This is a genomic window from Phycisphaerales bacterium, from assembly GCA_016699835.1.
Classification (GTDB): Bacteria; Planctomycetota; Phycisphaerae; order Phycisphaerales; family UBA1924.
Window position 1 is genome coordinate 612,631 of sequence record CP064987.1, and the last position, 19,093, is coordinate 631,723.

The 19,093-nt window shown below is 62.8% G+C and carries 19 protein-coding genes; 13 read left to right on the forward strand and 6 right to left on the reverse strand.

Translation table 11 applies throughout. The features are described 5' to 3' along the window. The first annotated feature begins 216 nt into the window (after nt 1–216). The 8 genes from nosD to IPK69_02615 all read left to right on the forward strand — a co-directional run bounded on the left by nosD (nt 217) and on the right by IPK69_02615 (nt 6,893). Complete coding sequence (gene nosD, locus IPK69_02580) at nt 217–1,497, forward strand: nitrous oxide reductase family maturation protein NosD (protein ID QQS09526.1); 1,281 nt, start codon at nt 217–219, stop codon at nt 1,495–1,497. Next, nucleotides 1,494–2,429, forward strand: coding sequence for an ABC transporter ATP-binding protein (locus IPK69_02585; GenBank protein QQS09527.1), 936 nt, complete (start codon nt 1,494–1,496; stop codon nt 2,427–2,429). Before nosD ends, IPK69_02585 begins: the two co-directional genes overlap by 4 nt. Before the next feature lie 50 nt (nt 2,430–2,479). Further along, a complete protein-coding gene (locus IPK69_02590) occupies nt 2,480–3,307 on the forward strand; it encodes an ABC transporter permease subunit (protein ID QQS10401.1) in 828 nt (275 codons plus the stop codon). A gap of 119 nt (nt 3,308–3,426) precedes the next feature. Further along, nucleotides 3,427–3,834 carry a nitrous oxide reductase accessory protein NosL gene (locus IPK69_02595; protein ID QQS09528.1) on the forward strand — a complete coding sequence of 136 codons (408 nt, stop codon included), beginning with the start codon at nt 3,427–3,429 and terminating at the stop codon, nt 3,832–3,834. Then, nucleotides 3,831–4,295 carry an Rrf2 family transcriptional regulator gene (locus IPK69_02600; GenBank protein ID QQS09529.1) on the forward strand — a complete coding sequence of 155 codons (465 nt, stop codon included), beginning with the start codon at nt 3,831–3,833 and terminating at the stop codon, nt 4,293–4,295. Before IPK69_02595 ends, IPK69_02600 begins: the two co-directional genes overlap by 4 nt. Nucleotides 4,296–4,356: 61 nt before the next feature. After that, on the forward strand, nt 4,357–5,142 hold the full coding sequence (locus tag IPK69_02605) for a hypothetical protein (protein ID QQS09530.1): 786 nt from the start codon (nt 4,357–4,359) through the stop codon (nt 5,140–5,142). A 90-nt stretch (nt 5,143–5,232) separates the two neighbouring features. Next, entirely contained in the window at nt 5,233–6,516 is a 1,284-nt protein-coding gene (locus IPK69_02610) for an NnrS family protein (GenBank protein ID QQS09531.1), read from the forward strand. Continuing rightward, a complete protein-coding gene (locus IPK69_02615; GenBank protein ID QQS09532.1) occupies nt 6,513–6,893 on the forward strand; it encodes a cupin domain-containing protein in 381 nt (126 codons plus the stop codon). Before IPK69_02610 ends, IPK69_02615 begins: the two co-directional genes overlap by 4 nt. 687 nt (nt 6,894–7,580) lie before the next feature. Here IPK69_02615 and IPK69_02620 read toward each other — a convergent pair. After that, nucleotides 7,581–8,606, reverse strand: a complete 1,026-nt coding sequence (locus tag IPK69_02620) for a transposase (GenBank protein QQS09533.1) — start codon at nt 8,604–8,606, stop codon at nt 7,581–7,583. A gap of 957 nt (nt 8,607–9,563) precedes the next feature. Between IPK69_02620 and IPK69_02625 the strand changes: the two genes are divergently transcribed. Continuing rightward, nucleotides 9,564–10,001, forward strand: a complete 438-nt coding sequence (locus tag IPK69_02625) for a hypothetical protein (protein ID QQS09534.1) — start codon at nt 9,564–9,566, stop codon at nt 9,999–10,001. Nucleotides 10,002–10,205: 204 nt separating this feature from the next. On the opposite strand, the gene IPK69_02630 is transcribed toward IPK69_02625, so the two are convergent. After that, the gene (locus tag IPK69_02630; GenBank protein QQS09535.1) at nt 10,206–10,409 is read right to left on the reverse strand and encodes a hypothetical protein; all 204 of its coding nucleotides are present in this window, start codon (nt 10,407–10,409) and stop codon (nt 10,206–10,208) included. A gap of 101 nt (nt 10,410–10,510) precedes the next feature. Beyond that, nucleotides 10,511–11,320, reverse strand: a complete 810-nt coding sequence (locus IPK69_02635) for a class I SAM-dependent methyltransferase (protein ID QQS09536.1) — start codon at nt 11,318–11,320, stop codon at nt 10,511–10,513. Between the two features lie 136 nt (nt 11,321–11,456). On the opposite strand from IPK69_02635, the gene IPK69_02640 reads away from it, so the two are divergent. After that, nucleotides 11,457–13,238, forward strand: a complete 1,782-nt coding sequence (locus IPK69_02640) for a UbiD family decarboxylase (GenBank protein ID QQS09537.1) — start codon at nt 11,457–11,459, stop codon at nt 13,236–13,238. 89 nt (nt 13,239–13,327) lie between these two features. Here the strand turns inward: IPK69_02640 and IPK69_02645 are convergent, their stop codons facing one another. Further along, complete coding sequence (locus tag IPK69_02645) at nt 13,328–14,386, reverse strand: prepilin-type N-terminal cleavage/methylation domain-containing protein (protein QQS09538.1); 1,059 nt, start codon at nt 14,384–14,386, stop codon at nt 13,328–13,330. 37 nt (nt 14,387–14,423) lie between these two features. Further along, nucleotides 14,424–14,801 carry a hypothetical protein gene (locus tag IPK69_02650; protein QQS09539.1) on the reverse strand — a complete coding sequence of 126 codons (378 nt, stop codon included), beginning with the start codon at nt 14,799–14,801 and terminating at the stop codon, nt 14,424–14,426. A gap of 342 nt (nt 14,802–15,143) precedes the next feature. On the opposite strand from IPK69_02650, the gene ispH reads away from it, so the two are divergent. The 3 genes from ispH to IPK69_02665 are packed head-to-tail and all read left to right on the forward strand — an operon-like array spanning nt 15,144 to nt 18,168. Further along, nucleotides 15,144–16,199, forward strand: coding sequence for a 4-hydroxy-3-methylbut-2-enyl diphosphate reductase (gene ispH, locus IPK69_02655; protein ID QQS09540.1), 1,056 nt, complete (start codon nt 15,144–15,146; stop codon nt 16,197–16,199). A 10-nt stretch (nt 16,200–16,209) separates the two neighbouring features. Then, nucleotides 16,210–17,379 (forward strand): 23S rRNA (adenine(2503)-C(2))-methyltransferase RlmN, encoded by a 1,170-nt coding sequence (gene rlmN / locus IPK69_02660; protein ID QQS09541.1) that lies wholly within the window; start codon nt 16,210–16,212, stop codon nt 17,377–17,379. Between the two features lie 3 nt (nt 17,380–17,382). Beyond that, nucleotides 17,383–18,168 (forward strand): TIGR02206 family membrane protein, encoded by a 786-nt coding sequence (locus IPK69_02665; GenBank protein ID QQS09542.1) that lies wholly within the window; start codon nt 17,383–17,385, stop codon nt 18,166–18,168. Here IPK69_02665 and ftsY read toward each other — a convergent pair. After that, nucleotides 18,105–19,091, reverse strand: a complete 987-nt coding sequence (gene ftsY, locus IPK69_02670) for a signal recognition particle-docking protein FtsY (GenBank protein ID QQS09543.1) — start codon at nt 19,089–19,091, stop codon at nt 18,105–18,107. The two genes, IPK69_02665 and ftsY, sit on opposite strands and share 64 nt — an antisense overlap. Between the last annotated feature and the right edge of the window lie 2 nt (nt 19,092–19,093).

Genomic DNA, 19,093 nt, shown 5'->3' on the forward strand with positions numbered 1-19,093 from the left:
CCTGGACTCGACATTCTCGGGTTAGGCTCACTGTCCTCCACGGCTTCTCGCCCGTGGTCTTCATGGCGGCTGCTCGCCCTTGTGTGCCTCTTGACGGCGTCACCGTGTCTGGCCCAGGAACATGCGGCTCCGCGCGACGTCTCCCCGAGAGCAGCGGCTCAGCGTGAACTTGGTCCCATCGGTCGGCTCCTCGCGTCGGCACGACCCGGCGACACGGTGCGCGTACCAGCCGGCTTCTATCAAGAGCATCTGCGGATCGACAAGCCCGTCACCCTTGTCGCTGACGGCGCCGTGACTATTGACGGCGGTGGCTCCGGAGACATCATCGAAGTCGTCGCGCCCGATGTGACGATCCGGGGCTTTGTGATCCGCAACACGGGCATCGACCTTGACCGGGAGAATGCTGCCATCCGGGTCCTTGCGCCACGCGTGACGCTCGAATCGAACGTGCTTCAGGACATCCTCTTCGGCATCGATCTGCGCGAGTCTCCGGACAGTCGCATCATCGCCAATACCATTGGTGGCAAACGCTTGGACATCGCTCGGCGCGGGGACGGGCTGCGTCTCTGGCGCGCCGACCGTGCCATGATCGAGGGCAACAGGATCCACGATGGCCGCGACGCGATCCTGTGGTACTCCTCCGGTGTCATCGTTCGTGGAAATACCGCCCACGACTGCCGGTACGGCCTCCACCTCATGTTCAGCGATGACGTCACGATCACCGACAACGAGCTCACCGGCAATTCCGTGGGCGTCTATCTCATGTACAGCACGGGCGTCACGCTCACGGGAAATCGACTGCTCAAGAACCGTGGGCCCAGTGGGTACGGCATCGGACTCAAGGAGACCGATCGCTTCACGGTGCGCAACAACCTGATCGCGGGCAATCGCTCCGGCGTCTACCTCGACGGGTCGCCGTTCACCAACGCCCAGCCAGGCCTCTTCGAGGCCAACACCCTGGCTTACAACGACATCGGCTTCACGATCCTCCCATCGAGCCGCGGCAACGAGATTGTCGGCAACAACTTCATCGACAACATCGACCAGGTCGCCGTGGCCGGGAGGGGCTCGCTGGATGCGAACCGCTTCTGGAAAGGAGAACGCGGGAACTTCTGGAGCGACTACACCGGCTACGACCTGAACAGCGACGGCATCGGGGACTTTGTTCATGAATCCCAGACGCTCTTCGAGAACCTGATGGACAAACGACCTGCTCTCCGACTCTTTCTGTTCAGTCCCGCTCAGCAAGCCATCGAGTTCGTCGGACGGGCGATTCCGGCGGTTCGTCCAGAACCAAAGTTCACGGACGAGGTGCCGCTCATGCGCCCTTTGCCGTTGCCGACTTGGAGTGCAGAAGCCGCTCCTTCACACGCACCAGTCCTCGTCGCTGGGGGGACTCTCCTCGCGATTGGCGTGAGCACGATTGCCTTGGGATACGAGCGTCGCCGCTCGGGCAATGGTTCGAGTCCACAGATGACATTGCGAGGTGCCGCGTGATCACGATCACCAACCTAGTCAAGAGATTCGGACGGACTCCCGCCGTGGATGATGTGTCCTTGTCGCTGGATCAAGGCGACGCCGTCGCGTTGTGGGGTTCAAACGGTGCCGGCAAGACCACCCTGATCCGATGCGTGCTCGGTCTTCTGCGCTATCGAGGCGCGATTCGCGTCGGTGGCATCGACGTGCGCCGCAATGGCAAGGCGGCACGGATGCTCATCGGCTATGTCCCGCAGGAACTCGGCTTCTACGACGAACTCAGGGTGGATTCGGCCATCTGCTACTTTGCTCGCTTGAAGGGCATCGCGAATGCCTTGCCCGCGGCCTCACTTCAAGGGGTTGGTCTCGAAGGAAGCGGCAGCAAGCGTGTGCGTGAGCTCTCTGGTGGCATGAAGCAGCGTCTGGCGCTGGCGATCGCGCTTCTCGGCGATCCTCCCATCCTGGTGCTCGACGAAGTCACCGCAAGCCTCGATGCGCTCGGACGTCACGAGTTTGTGGGGCTGCTCAGGCAGCTCACCGGCTCGGGCCGGACATTGCTTTTCGCCTCGCACCGTCTCGAGGAAATACGGTCGCTGGCGCGCCGCGTCGCGGTGCTCGAGCGGGGACGACTGCTGCGGATCGACGACTGCGCTTGCTTCGCTCCGGATGCGCAGCACGCCGCCGTACTGCACCTGCACCTTTCGTTGGATGTACGAATGCCTGCGATCCGGGCTCTCGCGGCGGGAGGCTTCTCTCCGACGCTCAACGGCACGGGCATCCTGGTCCCGGTAGCCTCGGAACACAAGGCGGCACCCTTCCGCATCCTCGCCGATGCGCAGATCGCGGTCGACAACTTCGAGGTCGATGCGGTTGAGCATTCGTCCGCAGCTCCTGCGCCCGGCGGCGATCGGCGCAAGTCATCCCCACCTCCCGACTCCGAGGTGACCCAATGAGTACCGCGATGTCAGCCGGGGTCGCGTTCGCTTCTCGTCGCCCCCCTTCGATGGCTTCCAACACGCTCTGCATTGCACGCCGTGAACTCCGCGATGCCCTGAAGAGTCGGTGGTTCGTGCTGTACACGCTGGCATTCGTGGTTCTAGGCCTGGCGGTGTCCTTCGTCTCCGCCGCCGGCACCGGCGGAACCGGCTTCTCGGGCTTTGGTCGCACGACCGCCGGGCTTGTGAACCTCATCCTTCTCGTCGTGCCGCTCATGGCTCTCACCGCGGGGGCTGCAACGATCGCCTCGGATCGTGAGCGTGGCATGCTTGCATACCTGCTCTCGCAACCCGTCTCTCCCGTCGAAGTCCTGCTCGGCAAATACATCGGCCTCGGGACCTCGCTGCTGGCCGCGATCAGTCTGGGGCTCGGCGCGTGCGCCGTGATCCTCTCCTGGCGCGGCGGCGTGTCGTCGCCTCAGGCCATCCTGTGGCTCGCTGGTCTTTCGTTCGTGCTCGCCCTGGGTATGCTCAGCGTCGGCATCATGATCTCGTCGCTTACCCGGCGTGCCTCCGCCGCGGTGGGCGTCGCAATCTTCGTCTGGCTCACGCTGGTGTTCGTCTCCGATCTGGCGCTGATGACCGGCGCGGTAGCACTGCACCTCCGCATCGACGAGCTGTTCGCGCTCTCGCTTCACAATCCGCTGCAGGTGTTCAAGATGTGGTCCCTGCACGCAATCGACGCCAATCTCGACGTGCTCGGTCCAGCAGGCCTGTACGCTGTTGAGGAGTATGGCCGGAGCCTCCACGCGATCTTCACGACTGGGCTGTCCGTGTGGATCGTCCTCCCTCTAGTGGTCGCATCGCTCGTGCTCGCTCGGAAGTCTCCTCTATGAAGACAACCACGTACATCGTGATTTCGTTGGCAGCGTTGCTGCTCTCGGCCTGCGAGCGAACCCCGCTAGCGGGTCCGCCCGACATGCCCCTCGGGCGCCACGAGTGCAAGGCCTGTGGGATGCTTGTCAGCGAAGATCGCTGCTCGAGCTCGCTGTTGGTCGAGAGTCACGGGCGACGCGAGTACTACTTCTACGACGATCTCGGCTGCATGCTGGATCAAGTGCGAGAAGGAATCGAGAACACGACGATCGTTGAACACTTCGCTCGCGACTACGACAGCCGCTCTTGGGTGTCCGCGGCAGAAGCTACCTTCCTGTTCGCCGACCCTGCCAAGCTGCAGACGCCCATGGGGTCCGGGATCGTTGCGTTCTCATCGAGCGGAGATGCGGAGCGAGCCAAGGCCCGCTTCGGCGGGCGGACGATGAACTACGCAGACCTCGCCGAGGCGCGGCGTGTGTGGATGGAAGAACGCTATGGGCGACCGAAGTCACAAGACGGCCACCCGGCCGGAAAGGGACCCCCATGATCTCTCAGACCATGGAGTATGCCTTGCGGGCCATGACCCACTTGGCGAGTCTTGGGGACGCCGTCGGAACAAGCGAGAAGCTCGCAGAGGCCACCCAGACGCCGCACGACTATCTCAGCAAAGTCCTGCGCGATCTGGTGCGGGCCGGACTGGTCACTTCGACGCGGGGTCGACAGGGCGGTTTCGCGCTGGCACGCCCGGCATCCACGATTTCAGTGCTCGACATCGTGAACGCGGTTGAACCTCTCCGCCGAATTACGTCATGCCCGCTCGGTGACCCCACGCATACGCAGCTCTGTCCGCTGCACCGCTGCCTTGATGACGCGATGGCACAGATTGAGCACGCGTTCGCGCGAAACACCCTCAGTGATCTCGTCGCCGGAGCAGCGGTCCCAATGGGCTGCCGCCGGCTGGTCGGTCTGGGACTGGCCGTTGATCTGAAGCGTTCGGAGAACCAGTGACGGCCCCCGAGTCGGAATCGCTCGTCACCTGTGGTGTCTCGATCAGATTCGGAGATGTGCTATGAGTCATGCCAGCCAACGCATCCTCGCGTCGCTTGTACTCCTTGCCGCGAGTGGCACCGGTTGCACGTCGATCCCCGCTACGCGTGCGAGCCCCCTTCCCAAGTCTCCGGTTCCAGTTGAATACAACACCCCATCCGCCGACCAGAGCGCCGGAGCCACGGTACCCACATCGGACGAGGCCGCGGCGGACTTCATGGACCGGTTCCCGATGAGCCGCTGTCCCCTCTGCGACTCGTACCTCGGCGCGCGCGGGGAGGCCGTCGAGATCGTCCACTCCGGCCGGCAGATCCGTCTCTGCTGCGACTCCTGCCGTCTCGCCTTCGAGCGGGATCCTTACCAAGCACTCGCCCGCGTCGATTCCGTGCTAGTCGCAGACCAGATGCCGCACTACCCGCTGAAGACGTCCCTTTTCGACGTTCGTCCGCTCCCGGAGCGGCCGATCGACTTCATCTGGGGCAACCGGCTCTTTCGCGCGGTCGATACGGCTGATCGTGATCGCATTCTCGCTAACCCGGTGACCGCGATCCGCCGCCTCGATCAGGCCGTGATCGAGGCACAGCGCCCGACATACGGCATGCCCGACAAGTGCCCGGTGCAGGGCGACATCCTGCCCAATGAAGCCCGCATCGACATCGTCGTTGCGAACCGCATGATCCGCGTGTGTTGCGGCCGATGCGTCAAGGTCGTCAAGGCCAGGCCGTACCAGTACCTCGCGATGGTTGAGTTCGCCAACCGCGAGCGTGCTCTACGAATGGATGCCGACCCTGAGGAGGAATCGCGGTGATCTCGCAAGAGACGCGCGAGGCGTCAGCATGCGTGGAGTCCTGTTGATGGTGAGCCACGTCGGGTAGTGAGAATCTCGAGGAGTGTGCAGGTGAGCGGCCAAGCAGCGGACAAACTCGAAGCACGTCGGCCGACTGTCTTCGTCAGCGCGCCATCCATCTCTGCCGGATCGCGTGCGAGGCCGCACTTCAACCGGTCTCAGTTCTTCCTCGACGCGTTCCGTCCGTTTTATCTGGGCGGCGCGCTGTTTGCCGCGGTTGCAGTGCCGCTGTGGCTGGGCATGTGGTACCACAACTACTTCACGCCGTCGCTGCCATCGCTGTACTGGCACGCCCACGAAATGGTCTTCGGCTTTGCAGCGGCCATAATCATCGGGTTCCTCTTCACCGCAGCTCGCAATTGGACCGGGCTGCCGCTGCCCGCCGGGCTGCCGCTCGCGCTACTCGCTGGGTTGTGGCTCGCTGCTCGCGTTGGCATGTTCTTCGCATACGGGCCGGGGACGGCCGTGGTTGACTCTCTGCTCCTGCTGATCGTGGCCGGTGTGCTGGCGAGGAAGTTCATTCTGGCCCGCAGTTGGTGCAGCATGCCAATGGTCGTCGTGCTCTCGCTTCTCGCCGGCGCGAACATCTCGTTTCACGCGGCCGCGCACAGTCTGATCCCGATCTCGCCCCTCCAGGCGATCGAGGCCGGGCTGTTCATGGTGGTGCTGATCGAGATGATCGTCGGCGGGCGGGTCGTGCCTGGTTTCTCCACCAACGCCGCGCCGGGCGCGTGGCGTTGGCGTTCAACGTGGTTGCACCGCGGGTCATTCGCGCTCGCGGCAGCCGCATTCCTTGCCGACTCGTTCCACGCGCCAGGGTTCTTGACGGGAGTACTCGCCCTGGTCGCCGGGGCAGCCGTCGCCGTCCAAGCGATCGGCTGGAATCCGCTCGCGGCACGCGGCAATCCGATGCAGTGGGTCCTCCATGCCGCCTACGCATGGATTCCCATCGGTCTGATCCTGCTGGGCTTGGCCTGCTTCGGCATCGTCCCTCGCTCCGCGGCGATCCACGCGCTCGCCGTCGGTTCAATGGGCGGGTTAATCATCGGGATGATCACCCGGACGGCTCTGGGCCACTCCGGCCGCATGGTGCGTGCCGGGCGCGTCGAGGTCGGGGCGTTCATCCTCCTGCTCCTCGCCGCGGCACTTCGGGTTGCGGCGTCGCTCATCCCGCCCATTTACCTCGCGGGCATGCTCGCCGCGGGAACGGCATGGACGGCTGCCTTCACGCTCTACGTGGTCTCGTACGGACCGACACTGTTGGGCAAAAGCCCACCCGCAGACGATGTCCCCGTGCCCTTGAACCGTCCCCGATCGATCGGAGTTCAACCATGAACGACCAGCGTCTCCGCCCCGCACCCGAGTCACGGTTTGATGAGCATTCACTGGTCTTTGATCTTGCCGCGGAAGCGGCCACGGTTCGTTCGGAGGGACCAGCACCCCATGGCCACCGACAGAAGACGCTGTACAAGCATGGCAATCGCACAATCGCGTTGTTCGCGCTCGAACCCGGCGCATGCATCCGCGAGCACAGGACTGCGGGACCGGTCACGATTCAGGTCGTTGAGGGCGAGATCACGGTCGTGGCCGATGGACAACCACACCGCCTGTGCGTTGGCAAGGTTCTGGTTCTTGCGCCCAAGGTTGCTCACGAGGTGAGTGCGGAGCATGCTGCTTCATTTCTGCTTCAAGTATCTCTCGTCGTGCAATGACCCAGCGGCGTATGTGCATCGTTCCCACCGATCGCCTGAAATCGGAGTCCTTGAATGCTGGCTGAGCCGCTCTCCATCATCATTCTGTAGCGGTAATGTGTTCCCGGCTGCGAGGCGGTCAACGCTCCGCTCAAGTCCCAGACGCCCTTCTCCTAACGCACTTCTCGAACAGCTCAGGCAGAGCTCCTCGCTAGCAGCCTGGTTGTGGTCTCTTTCGCTCGTGAACCGGTCCGTCGCGCGTCAACCTGCCATTCCTTGGGACTTCACGCCAGTAACGGCAGAGAATTCGTTCGCCGGGGTTGCGGATACGGAGTTCTAGACCGGCCCGCGAAAGCGGGCCGGTTGTCGTTTGGGAAGGCGAGAGTGGCGGCGGTCACGAGGAAGTGCCAGAATTCGCGGGATTTGCAGATTTTCTTTCTTGGAATGGGCCGGGCGCGAGACGCTCGCGCCCGCAAGGCCCTTGGGGGATCGATCGAGTCACCGCAGTGTTCCGTTCGACTTCTCCGCCCGAACTCTCGAACTCTCGACCTCTCCGGGTAGGGCATGCCGCTCGTTTACACCACACCTGCAGCCGGAATCAGATGAACCAGGGGGTTTGCTCCAGCACAGGATGAAGGCGAAACTGCCCCCTTCCTGTACAAATTCTCATCTCGCCAATTTCAGCGGCATTTCAGCCCGCATTCGACATCAAGCGGCCTTCCAGTAGTAGTGCTTGATCACACCGCCAAGCCTTGATCGGCAGCGGACCTCACGGTGACCAGCCGGCCCGGCACGGGTCGACGGCCTCCGACCCAACGGCGTCGCGAACTCCAGCGACGAGTGCGGCCGATCGCGGTTGTAGTGGTTGATGTACTCACGCAGCAGGTAGTCCTGATGCCGTGTGCCGAGGATCACGAAATGGTCGAGACACTCGGCCTGGACGCTCTGGATCAGCCGCTCGACGTGCGCGTTGAGGTTCGGCGATCGGCACGGCAACGGCATCGACCGCATCCCGCAATCACCCAACTCCCGCTCGAAGACACCATTGCCGACGAAGAACTTGCTGTCGCGATCGCGCACCAGCAGCGATGGCGGGCTCATGTCCCTCGGCACACTCGCCGCGAACTCCCGGACCGCGCTGATGAGCCACGTGGCGTCGGGCTTTGTGGTGCTGGTCGACACGTGCGCCCGCCGTGTCTTGGGAAGGATGAACACCAGGCTGAACGCCAGCCGCAGTCCCTGTCGCGTCAGCACTCGCGTCGCCATGAAGTCGCAGGCCCACAACGTCGTGGCGTGCGCCTTGAGGAACTCGTCCCAACTCCGCTCGCCACGAACAGGCCCGCTCGGCAGCCCGGCCTCGCGCAGGATGTTCACAACCGTCGATCGCGAAACACTACCGATCCCCAACTTCTTCAGTTCGCCGAGAATGCGTGTGTAGCCCCACCCCGTCTCGCGCGCGATCCGAAGGACGATCGCACGGACCCCGTCGGGCGTGCGTGGCCGGCCCGGCTTGCGGTTCGATTGAGCCGCTGGTTGCACCCGCTTCTTCGACTCCGGGATCCACCTCATGAATGCCTCGGGCTTGACGATCGAGACCAGGTCCCTAATGGCCGACCCGAGCGGCTTGCCGAGCCGGACCAGCCGTGCCCGCTCCGCAGGCTTTACCCGGATCGGCCTCTCGATCCTTGAACGCAGAATCTCGTTCTCGGCCTTGAGGCAGCACGCTCGGACCAAGGTTCGCGTCTGTGGGCATGGATGGGATCCCGGGGACAATGCCGACCGAGGATAGAATACACGGAGGTGACTGGCACAACAGAACGATGCATGCGTGGGCGGAGTATGCCAAGAAACGCTTCGGCGACAACTTTGTGCGATTCAACCAAGCGACCCATAACTGGGACCTTGGACGGAATGGATCGCGTCTCAGGCCAGACATTGCTGTGTGGGATAAGGATAGGCAGAAGTGGTTTGTGCTAGAGATGTCGGACATGCATAGGTACAAGAACGACTTTGAACGCAGGAAGTTGGTTGCTGCCGGATTGGGTTTACTTCCAGATCAAATCGAATTCAAAGTGATTCGTCCCGGCGAAGGACGTAAGCCCGGATTCAGCTTACGTGAAGCACTTGGGTTCTTTGGCCGTCCTGTAAGGCGAAGGTGAACCTGTGAATCTGTGGAAACTGATACGGTCCACTTCTCAAGTACCTGAGTACTGGGAATGCGCGGTAGCGTCGTATGGCTGCTTTGGCCAACGTACTCATCGTGTCAAAATACACAATCGCACAACCATCTCTGAAGCGCTCACTGAATCTGTTGCACACTTCGTGGTACGTTTTGCCCCTCGGCATGGCGATATGGTGAAGATAGCCGGGTATCGAAACCATACTCACACGCCGATTGGTGCTGAGTCGCCTATCGACCTTGGAGTACACGCACGGCTGTCGTCTTCAGCCGCATCTCGCACTATTAAGTCTATACCAAGCAACACTTGTGTGTCACACTTATTTCTTGAAGGCAATGTTTGGCAGTTGATGTTTGACTGCGCATCGCGGCCTCATGATCTTCCTAGTCCACCGTACGTGGTATCTAGAATTGAACTGGGGCATTTTCAAGGAGATGAGGGGCTCACTCAGCGAGGACCACACGATCTCTGCGATCAATCACTTGTAGCGAATGAGTACTCGGATGCCATATTGACATTCTTTGATGACTTGGACTTGATCGGATACGGCTTTGTAGATTCAGACAGTCGTTCTGAGCTAGTCGGTGAGCGATACACGACTTCTTCACATCTCGGTATTCGCTTCAAGCAAATACAAGAATGGCGGAGTTGGGTCGAGTCCTTCGAGGCTGGCGATCTCCGAGCCCTCAACGTCTTCTGGATCAACTTCTTCGGCGAGGAGATGCAACGCAAGCTCCCCAAGAGCCTCATCGACGACTTCCTCGCCCTCCCCGACATCGATAACGAGGCGTCCACACAGTGGGTGAAGCGATTTCCCAATGGTGGATTAGCGATAGCCCTTAGCAATGACGCCCTCGAGGTCTACGTCGCGCCAATGAATCGGCTCTCTACCGCGATGCGTAACGCCGTCTGGCTCTCCAACCAACTCCGACGCTGCGGCCTGTTGTAGTCCCTCGGCCGTCTCATCCGCACGCTCTCGCCCTGGCCGTGGGCGGGGGCCGATCCTGGCTGGGCGGTTGCTGAGCGGTACTTCTACGACGGCTTCCGGCGCATCCAGGAGGTCATTACCGAACCCCTCCCGCTCGACGCCGAGGGCAAGCCCACCGAGGTCGAGAAGGAGACCGACCTCACCTCCATCACCGTCGGCTATGAGTCACGCCTCCGCCGGGCGTATGTCTGGGACCCGAACGACACCGATCGCCTCCTCGCCCTCATCGACGAGGCCGGGGTCACCGGCGGCGGCAGCGAGGGAAGCCTCTGGTTCGTCGAGACCGATCTCGACTCCACACCCATCGGCCTGACCGACGACGAGGGCCGCCTCGTCGAGCAGCGGTCGTTCGATCCCAACGGCGAACACCTCAACGTCGAAATCTTTGACGGTGTGTGTACTTCTTGCGATATCGATGAGCAGTTTGGGGTGGTTCTGTACAACTCGATCGTGAATATCAGGAGTTCGAGTCAGTCTCCACGTCGGGCGACGATATGAAAGACGTGGTGGTGCTTGGTGCCGCCCATGGCGTCGCTGCCGTCCTTTTCGACCTCGTCGATGTGCTCGGGAGTGAGGTTTGCGTGTGTGAGGAGGGTTTCGATCTGTTGGCGAGTGTGGTGGCTGCCCGGACGAATGGCGGCCCAGCCGTCGCGGTCGCCGAAGAGTTGGCCGCTGAATCGTGCGGTGGAGTATGGACTCTTCGTGAGAGTGTTCGCGATCCATTGCCAGAGCGCGGGGAAGCGTGGTGGCTCGCAGAAGGGGAGTGCGAAACTCGCGTTGATGAGGGAGATGGCGTGAGGCATGGGGAGCCAATCGGGTGGTGCGCCGTGTCCGGCGAGAGCGTCGAGGAGTGGGTTGGTGAGTCGATCGATCGGCGTGTCGGCGAGTTCCTCGAGGGAGAGACGGACGCGGTGGATGCGGACGAGTTCGGTCTGGAGAAGCCCGCGTGGCACTCGAGAGAGTCCCTCGTCGGAGGAATCGATGGCGACGACGATCCAGCCGGTGGGCCTCCCCCACTTCGATCGATCGGGGTGTGTGAAGGCGTCCTGGGATCCGTGGCGAATGATGGCGCGGGTGTCGCGGCCTTCACCGCAGCCGAGGTCCAGGGCCAGACGGAGCGGCCGGGGGTGTGTGGGATGGCGTTCATCATCGGCATCGAACGCGGCGAGTGCACGCAGGAGCGTTTCGCGGGGGGGCTGGTCGGTGACGGCGTCGAAGTAGCGGGGCCAGTCACGCTGGTAGCGTTCGGAGATTGTGCGTTCGGGATCGGGGAGGGGCATGTCGATATCCTGTGGCTTCGATTGCTGTAGTCCGGTTACGGATAGATGGCGAAACGAGTGGTGATGGGTTTGTTGGTGAGTTGTAGTAAGGTGTAGGCACAGGCGGGATGGTGTGCCACGAGATGGGGTAGAACCATTGAGCGAGACGCTGCGTGACTTTGTAGAGGCGTTGGACAAGGCCGGGGAGTTGCGGACGGTGACTGCACCGGTCTCGCCTGTGCTGGAGATCACGGAGATTGCGCATCGGGCGAGCCGGTCGAAGGCGCCCAAGTTGCCCTCGGCGGGGACGCGGGCGACGGACCCTCGATTCCACATGCTGGGTGGGCCGGCGCTCTTCTTCAAGAACGTGGAGGGGCCGACGAAGGGTTCACTGAGTGAGTTCCCGGTACTGATAAATGCATTCGGGTCGTATAGCCGGGTGGAGCGGGCGCTCAAGTGTGATGATTCGACAGATGGAGGGGGGCTGGAGGGACTGGCATCGCGGCTGGGGGCGCTCCTGAAGCCCGAGCCGCCGGCGACGCTGCTGGCGAAGTTGCAGAAGGTGCCCGAACTGCTCGAACTGGCGAAGATTCCGCCCAAGAAGGTGAAGTCGGGCGTGTGCCAGGAGTTGGTGCACGAGAAGGAGGGGAAGGGGAAGGATGGCGTGGACCTGACGCGTCTGCCGATGCTTCGGTGCTGGCCGCATGACGGCGATTTCGCGGCGCTGGGGTATCCCAAGGGGATCAATGACGCCGTGCCCGGCGTTGAGCATGGCAAGCACTGGGATGCGCACCACCGGGGGCGGTATATCACGCTGGGGCACGTGCACACGATCCATGCGGACGACTGCGACGCGAGCGTGCCGGCGTCACGGAACATCGGGCTGTATCGGGCACAGTTGCTCGGTCGTGATCGTCTGGCAATGCACTGGCACATGCATCACGACGGGGCGCGGCACTGGCGGAGTTGGAAGAAGGCCGGGAAGGCGATGCCCGTGGCGATCGCGCTGGGTGGGGAGAGCGTGTTGCCGTATGCGGCGACGGCGCCGATGCCGCCGGGGATCAGCGAGTTGCTGCTCGCGGGTTTCCTGAATCACGGGGCGATTCCGCTGGTGCGTGGCGTGAGCGTCCCTTTGGATGTGCCAGCGAATGCGGAGATCGTGATCGAGGGATTCATCAAGACGGATGTCGAGGCGCCCACTGGCGGGATTGGGTTCGTGCCCGATGAGGTGGCGAAGCGTGCGGTCTCGCCGCCGAAGACGCCCGCGGATTGGCGCGAGTTGCTGGGTGAGGGGGCGGTGTTTGAGGGGCCGTTTGGCGATCACACGGGGTTCTACTCGCTGCCCGATCGGTATCCGATTTTGGAGGTGACGGCGATCACACACCGGCAGAACGCGATCTATCCGACGACGGTCGTGGGGTTGCCGCCTCAGGAGGACTATTTCCTGGGGAAGGCGACGGAGCGGATCTTCTTGCCGCTGCTTCGGACGATCGTGCCGGACATCGTGGACTATGACCTTCCGATGTTCGGTGTCTTCCACTCGTGCGCGTTCATCAAGATCCGGAAGGAGTATCCGTTGCACGCGCGGCGGGTGATGCACGCGATCTGGGGCGCGGGGCAGATGTCGTGGACGAAGATCATCGTGGTCGTGGACGAGGATGTGGACGTGCACGATCAGGACGAGGTGCTGTTCCACCTGTGCGCGAATGTGGATCCTTCGCGGGATATTGAGATCACGCAGGGGCCGCTGGATATTCTCGACCATGCCGCGTCACGACTTGGTGCGGGAGGGAAGATGGGGATCGACGCGACGCGGAAGATCGCGGGCGAGGAGTGCGGCGGGCATGCGGTGCGCCAGTGGCCGCCAATCATCCGGATGGACGAGGCAACGAGGGCGCGAGTGGATGCGCGGTGGCGGGAGTATGGGCTGGATTTCTAGTGTTGCTCGACCAAGCGGCTAGAAGGAATATATAAACGTAGACACAGGCGGAACGCCCCCACCACTACCTGCGCCGCAAGGGTAGGAACTCAGTTGATCGGCTTGTTGAGCGGGTTGGCAGCCCTGGCGGCGTCATCGGCATCGACGCCGTTGAAGATGCTGCCGGAGGGGTACCAGTAATCGATGCGGCTGTAGACCTCGTCGGTCTTGAGGAGTTTGACGTGCCCATCGAAGAAAGCGGCGTTCATGGAGAGGTTGCTGTGGCGGAGGGAGAGTTTGACGTGGTCGGTACGACCGTTGGCGAATCGACGCCGGCCATAGGCGGTGGACTGGTTGTAGCCTGGGCCATCGGTGAAGGAGCCGAAGAATCCCGGATTGGGTGCCACATCGAAATCGAGCACGAAGCCACCGCTGAAAGCGAGAAATCGAGTGCCATCCATGACCAGCACCTTGGAACTCAGTTGGTTGCCGATCTTGTCAAGGCGTGGAACAAATCCGTTCGGCACCGTGCAAGGGTTTGCAAACTGCCCGAGAAGATTGACGGTCGTTCCCGTAGGCGAGCGATATGTTCTCGCAGATGAACCGGGCAAATGGAATCCAGTGGGCGAGAGGTAGCTGACCTGTCGGTACCCCTTTGATGAGGCAATGGAGTTAAAATCGGCGATGTCACCCGAAGCACCAAAGAGTTGCTGATTGACATTTTTCGCTGACGGGCAGGCGAACCGGTTGAAGATGTCCCAGGTTCGCTCGGAACGCCGCGTGGAATAGTTCATGGAATCACCGAACGTCGGGCTGATCCAGTCGTAGGTGCTGGTGGGCATAGTTTCCGTTGTGGTACCGATGAGCGAGGCCCCATTGTTGGCCACATGCTGTGCTCCTGATGCGTAGTAGCCCGCAATGAACTCTTTGTTCCCATTGGCATAGGTCAGTTGTGCCAGCGCGAGTTGACGAACCTGACTTGCACACACGAGCGACTGGGCGGCCTCTCGTGCCTTAGCGAGAGATGGAAGCAGGATGCTGATGAGCAGCGCGATGATCGCGATGACCACGAGGAGTTCGATGAGGGTGAAGGCGGCGACACGAGCGAGTCGCGTGCGGACGTGGCCTTGGTGGCGTGGCGTGCGTCGGATGGTGGAGTGCGTCTTCATGGGTTCCTCGTGACTCGCTTTGATTCGGGCGTTGAGTTCACCACACATCGATCGATTTGGGCTCGCCGGGAAGGACCTTGACCTCACCGGATTTGAGATTCTCGACGACCTTGACCTTGTCCTTGGGCATCATGGCGACCTGGGCCCGGAAGAGTTCGCCGATGAACCATTTACCCTCGACCTGATCGACGGGCATCAGGGTTTCGGCTTTGGTGCTCGGGTTGATCGCGGGATAGACGACAGAGCGGCGTGAGGGGAAGGGGGCCTTGTAGAGTTGGCCCGTTTCGACATCGACGAGCGTGACCGAGTCCGCGAGTTGGACGGTCTCTTTGGTGAGGGCGAAATAGAGGGAGACGCCCAGCGCGAGAAAGCCCAGGACGACGACCACGAGTTGCCAGGGCTTGGCTTTGTTCATCCGCACGATGCTCCGACATGCTGGCCGAGCGTCGTGCCCGGCGTGTTGCGCGATCTGTACGCCTGTTCGAACGACCGACCGGAAAGAGTCCTTCTCAACCGCGATCCCGCCGACCCCCCCGCTTCAATGTCCCAACGCCCCACATCGCCGACTGTTCCTGAATCCGACCTCGTCCTTCGCGTTCAACGATCAACAACCCAAGGGCAATCGGGATGGTTTGTGTGGCGGTAGTGTAACCGGCGTGGCTGTGTGGAATCCAGCCGAAAACCCAACCGACAACCCGAACATCTGCCGGATTTTACGCGATCCAAACACGGCGAGACTCGTACCATGTGCGGTCTCATGCACCTGATCCTTTCCAATCCTCGTGGGTTCTGTGCCGGCGTCCGGATGGCGATCGATGTCGTCGATCAGGTCGTCGGGCTGTTCCCCGGCGAGACGGTGTATGTCTATCACGAGATCGTGCACAACCGGCACGTCGTCGGGCGGTTCGAGCGACAGGGCGTGGTCTTTGTGGATGACCTTGATGAGGCTCCTGAGGGGTCGATCGTGGTGTTCTCGGCCCATGGCGTCTCGCCCGCGGTGCGAGAGCACGCGAGACGGCGGAGGCTGAACGCGATCGATGCGACGTGCCCGCTGGTGACCAAGGTCCACTCCGAGGCGATCCGGTATGCGCGGCAGGGGTACCAGATTCTGCTCGTCGGCCACCGCAATCACCAGGAGGTCGTGGGCACGTCGGGCGAGGCGCCGGAGGCCACGCTCGTCGTCGAATCGCCCGAGGACATCCTGCGGCTTCCTATCAAGGACCCGGCGAAACTGGTGTATCTGACACAGACTACGCTGAGCACGGACGACGCCGCTGTCATCATCGAGGCGCTCAAGGAGGCGTTCCCGAAGATCAAGGAGCCGCCGAGCAGCGACATCTGTTATGCGACGACGAATCGGCAGCACGCGGTGCGCGAGATCGCGCCGGAGTGTGACGTGGTGCTTGTCGTGGGCTCCAAGAACTCGTCGAACTCGATCCGGCTGACAGAGATCGCGAGGAACGTCGGCACCCGGGCGTATCTGCTGGATGACGCGTCGGAGATCGATTGGAGTTGGTTCCCGACGGGGCAGGAGCGTGTGCTGGTGACGGCCGGGGCGTCGGCGCCGGAGGATCTGGTGGCGGAGTTGTGCCGGGCTCTTTTGGAGCGGTTCAAGGAGGCGGGCGGGACGATCGAGCAGCGGGACATCTCGGCGGAGAACGTGGAGTTTGCCGTTCCCGGGGCGCTGCGGCGGATCATGATGGATCGCGGGATCGACCCGGAGACGAGGCGGGTTCGGGTGACGACGCCGAGGCTGACGGCGGAGTATGGGACGGAACTCACGGTCTCGGCGCGGCGGTCGTCTACCCTCTAGCGTGCCGCCGATGAGCCACATCTTCTCGCACACGCCGGAATCGCTGCAGGAATGGGCGAAGGGACACGGCATGCCCGCGTTCCGGGCGAAGCAGATCCTGGAATGGGTCTATGCCAAGGGGGTGATCGAGCCGACGAGGATGACGAATCTGTCGGCCTTGGATCGAGAGACGCTCTCGCGAGAGATGCGGTTTCTTTCGGGGGCGACGCTGGCCGACTCGATCGCGACGGATGGCACGCGGAAGTTGCTGGTGCAGTGGGACGCGGAGGGTGACGTGGGCGGGATAGCGACATCGCTGCCCGTGCTCAACGACACGACGCGGCAGACCGAGTGCGTGATGATCCCGAGCCTGGAGATCGGGCCGAACGGGCAGCCGACGCGGCGTACGGCGTGCATCTCGTCGCAGGTCGGGTGTCCGGTGGGGTGCAAGTTCTGTGCGTCGGGGCTCTCGGGGCTGGATGGAAATCTCACGGCGGGGCGGATCGTGGAGCAGGTGTGGCGGCTGCGATCGCTGCTTGGGCCGGAGCCGAAAACGGGCGAGATGCAACGGATCAGCAACGTCGTGTTCATGGGGATGGGCGAGCCGCTGGCGAACTTTGAGAGCGTGACGAGTGCCGTGCGGACGATCGCGGCGCCGTGGGGGCTGGGGATCTCGGCTCGGAAGATCACGATCTCGACGGTTGGGTTGCCCAAGTACATCGATCGTCTGGCGCGGGAGTTTGATCTGCCGGTGACGCTGGCCCTCTCGCTGCACGCGCCGAGCGACGACATCCGGCGGCAACTGATCCCGTGGGCGGAGTTCACGACGATCGCCGACCTGCTCGCGTCGTGCCAGCGGTGGTTCGAGAAGACGGGGCGCGAGATCACGCTGGAGTACACGCTGCTGCGGCACGTGAACGACCGGCGGGCGCACGCCGAACTGCTCGCGGGGCACGCGAAGACATTGCGGGCGAATGTGAACCTGATCCGGTACAACGAGGTAAAGGGGATGCCGTTTGAGCGGCCGACGGATGAGGATGTGCGGGTGTTCCAGGAGACGCTGCGGTCGAAGGGCGTGAACGCGCACATCCGGGCGAGCCGGGGACGGGATATCGCCGCGGCGTGCGGGCAGTTGCGCCACGAGCACGCGGCTCAGGCGGGTGATACCGCGGGCGACGCTCTTTCCCACAAGGCGGACTGACGCATGCACGCCGACTCATTGACGCTTGGGTCGTGGCTCGACACGGAGTTCAAGTCCTTCACGGCGATGCACGCGGCGTGCCTCGTGGTTTGTTTCGCGGTCATCTTGCCGATCTGCTTCCTCGGGCGTCGGCACATGGACTCGTCCGGCGAGCCCGCGTGGCGGACGCGCGTGGCGTGGTTCATGATCGCGTACTGGATCGGGAGCAACGCGTACTACGTGACGTACACGCCGATGGACAAGGCTCTGCCGCTGCACCTGTGCGACATCGCGGGGATCTTTGCGCCGATTGCCCTTCTCACGGGGCTTCGCTGGCCGCGGGCGATCCTGTACTTCTGGGGGCTGGGCCTGAGTTCGATGGGGTATATCACGCCGGTCATTACCGACACGCCTCAGTCGATCGAGTTCTGGCTCTTCTGGTTCAATCACACGATCATCATCGGCACGGGGTGCTATGAGTTGATCGCGCGGCGATTCGTCCCCACGTGGCGTGACTTCCGCTTCACGCTGCTCGCGTCGTGGGTGTACATCGTGCCGATCTTTCTGATCGACTGGTCCATGGGCTGGAACTATGGGTATGTCGGCGACTCGGTGCCCCAGAACCCGACGGTTGTGGACAAACTCGGTCCGTGGCCGCTGCGTGTGATCTTCATCGTCGGGCTTGGGTTGCTGGCGCTGACGCTTCTATTTCTACCCTGGGGGATCGTGGCGCGGGTGCGCCGGCGTCAGGAAACCTCGGCCTCGGACGCGAGGAGCGCGTCGATAAAGACGCCGGGATCGAAGGCCTGAACATCGGCGGGGGTTTCGCCGAGGCCGACGAACTTCACGGGGATGCTGGTCACGTCCTTGATGGCGATCACGATGCCGCCCTTCGCGGTGCCGTCGAGTTTGCTCAGGAAGATGCCGGATATTCCGAGGGGCTTGGTGTTCGGAGAGTCGGCGTTCGCGGCTCGGACGGCCTTGTCGAACTCTTCGGCCTGTCGGAGGGCGTTCTGGCCGGCGGTCGCGTCGAGGACGAGGAGCGTTTCGTGCGGCGCACCGGGGATCTGCCTGGCGATGACGCTTCGGATTTTCGATAACTGCCGCATCAGTGGGTCCTGTGTCTGAAGGCGCCCGGCGGTATCGACGATCAGCACATCGACGTTTCGAGATAGGGCGGCAGAGCACGCGTCGAAGGCGACGGCCGCGGGGTCGCCACCCTGCTGCCCCTTCACCACTTCGACGCCCAAGCGTTCGGCCCAGATCTCGAGTTGGCGGACGGCACCCGCGCGAAAGGTGTCGCAAGCGGCGAGGAGGACGGACTTGTCCTGGTCTCGCATCGCCTTGCAGAGTTTGGCGATGCTGGTGGTCTTGCCGACGCCGTTGACGCCGATCATGAGGATGACGGTCGGGCCCGAGGGCGCGAAGCGGATCTCGCGATCTTGCTTTGGCCACATGGCCTTGAGTTCGCGGCGGAGGTAGTCGAGGACCTCGTCGCCTTTGGAGATCGTGCCGGCGCGGAAGTCGGCGCGGATGCCGTCGATGAGTCGTGAGGTGGTCTTGACGCCGACGTCGGCCTTGAGCAGTGTCTGCTCGAGTTCGGTGATGAGCGACTCATCGAGTTTTCGCCCGAGGAGGAGATTGCGGACGCCGTGCGCGCCCTCGACCATGACCTCGCGGGTCTTGGCGAGTCCCTGGCGGACCTTGGAGGCGAGTGAGGAGAAGAAGCCCATGC

Coding starts and splice junctions, on each gene's coding strand:
- IPK69_02590 (QQS10401.1), top strand. CDS start 2,480: ATGGCTTCCAACACGCTCTGCATTGCACGCCGTGAACTCCGCGATGCC.
- IPK69_02595 (QQS09528.1), top strand. CDS start 3,427: ATGCTTGTCAGCGAAGATCGCTGCTCGAGCTCGCTGTTGGTCGAGAGT.
- IPK69_02600 (QQS09529.1), top strand. CDS start 3,831: ATGATCTCTCAGACCATGGAGTATGCCTTGCGGGCCATGACCCACTTG.
- IPK69_02605 (QQS09530.1), top strand. CDS start 4,357: ATGAGTCATGCCAGCCAACGCATCCTCGCGTCGCTTGTACTCCTTGCC.
- IPK69_02615 (QQS09532.1), top strand. CDS start 6,513: ATGAACGACCAGCGTCTCCGCCCCGCACCCGAGTCACGGTTTGATGAG.
- IPK69_02635 (QQS09536.1), bottom strand. CDS start 11,320: ATGCCCCTCCCCGATCCCGAACGCACAATCTCCGAACGCTACCAGCGT.
- IPK69_02645 (QQS09538.1), bottom strand. CDS start 14,386: ATGAAGACGCACTCCACCATCCGACGCACGCCACGCCACCAAGGCCAC.
- IPK69_02650 (QQS09539.1), bottom strand. CDS start 14,801: ATGAACAAAGCCAAGCCCTGGCAACTCGTGGTCGTCGTCCTGGGCTTT.
- ispH (QQS09540.1), top strand. CDS start 15,144: ATGCACCTGATCCTTTCCAATCCTCGTGGGTTCTGTGCCGGCGTCCGG.
- rlmN (QQS09541.1), top strand. CDS start 16,210: ATGAGCCACATCTTCTCGCACACGCCGGAATCGCTGCAGGAATGGGCG.
- IPK69_02665 (QQS09542.1), top strand. CDS start 17,383: ATGCACGCCGACTCATTGACGCTTGGGTCGTGGCTCGACACGGAGTTC.
- ftsY (QQS09543.1), bottom strand. CDS start 19,091: ATGGGCTTCTTCTCCTCACTCGCCTCCAAGGTCCGCCAGGGACTCGCC.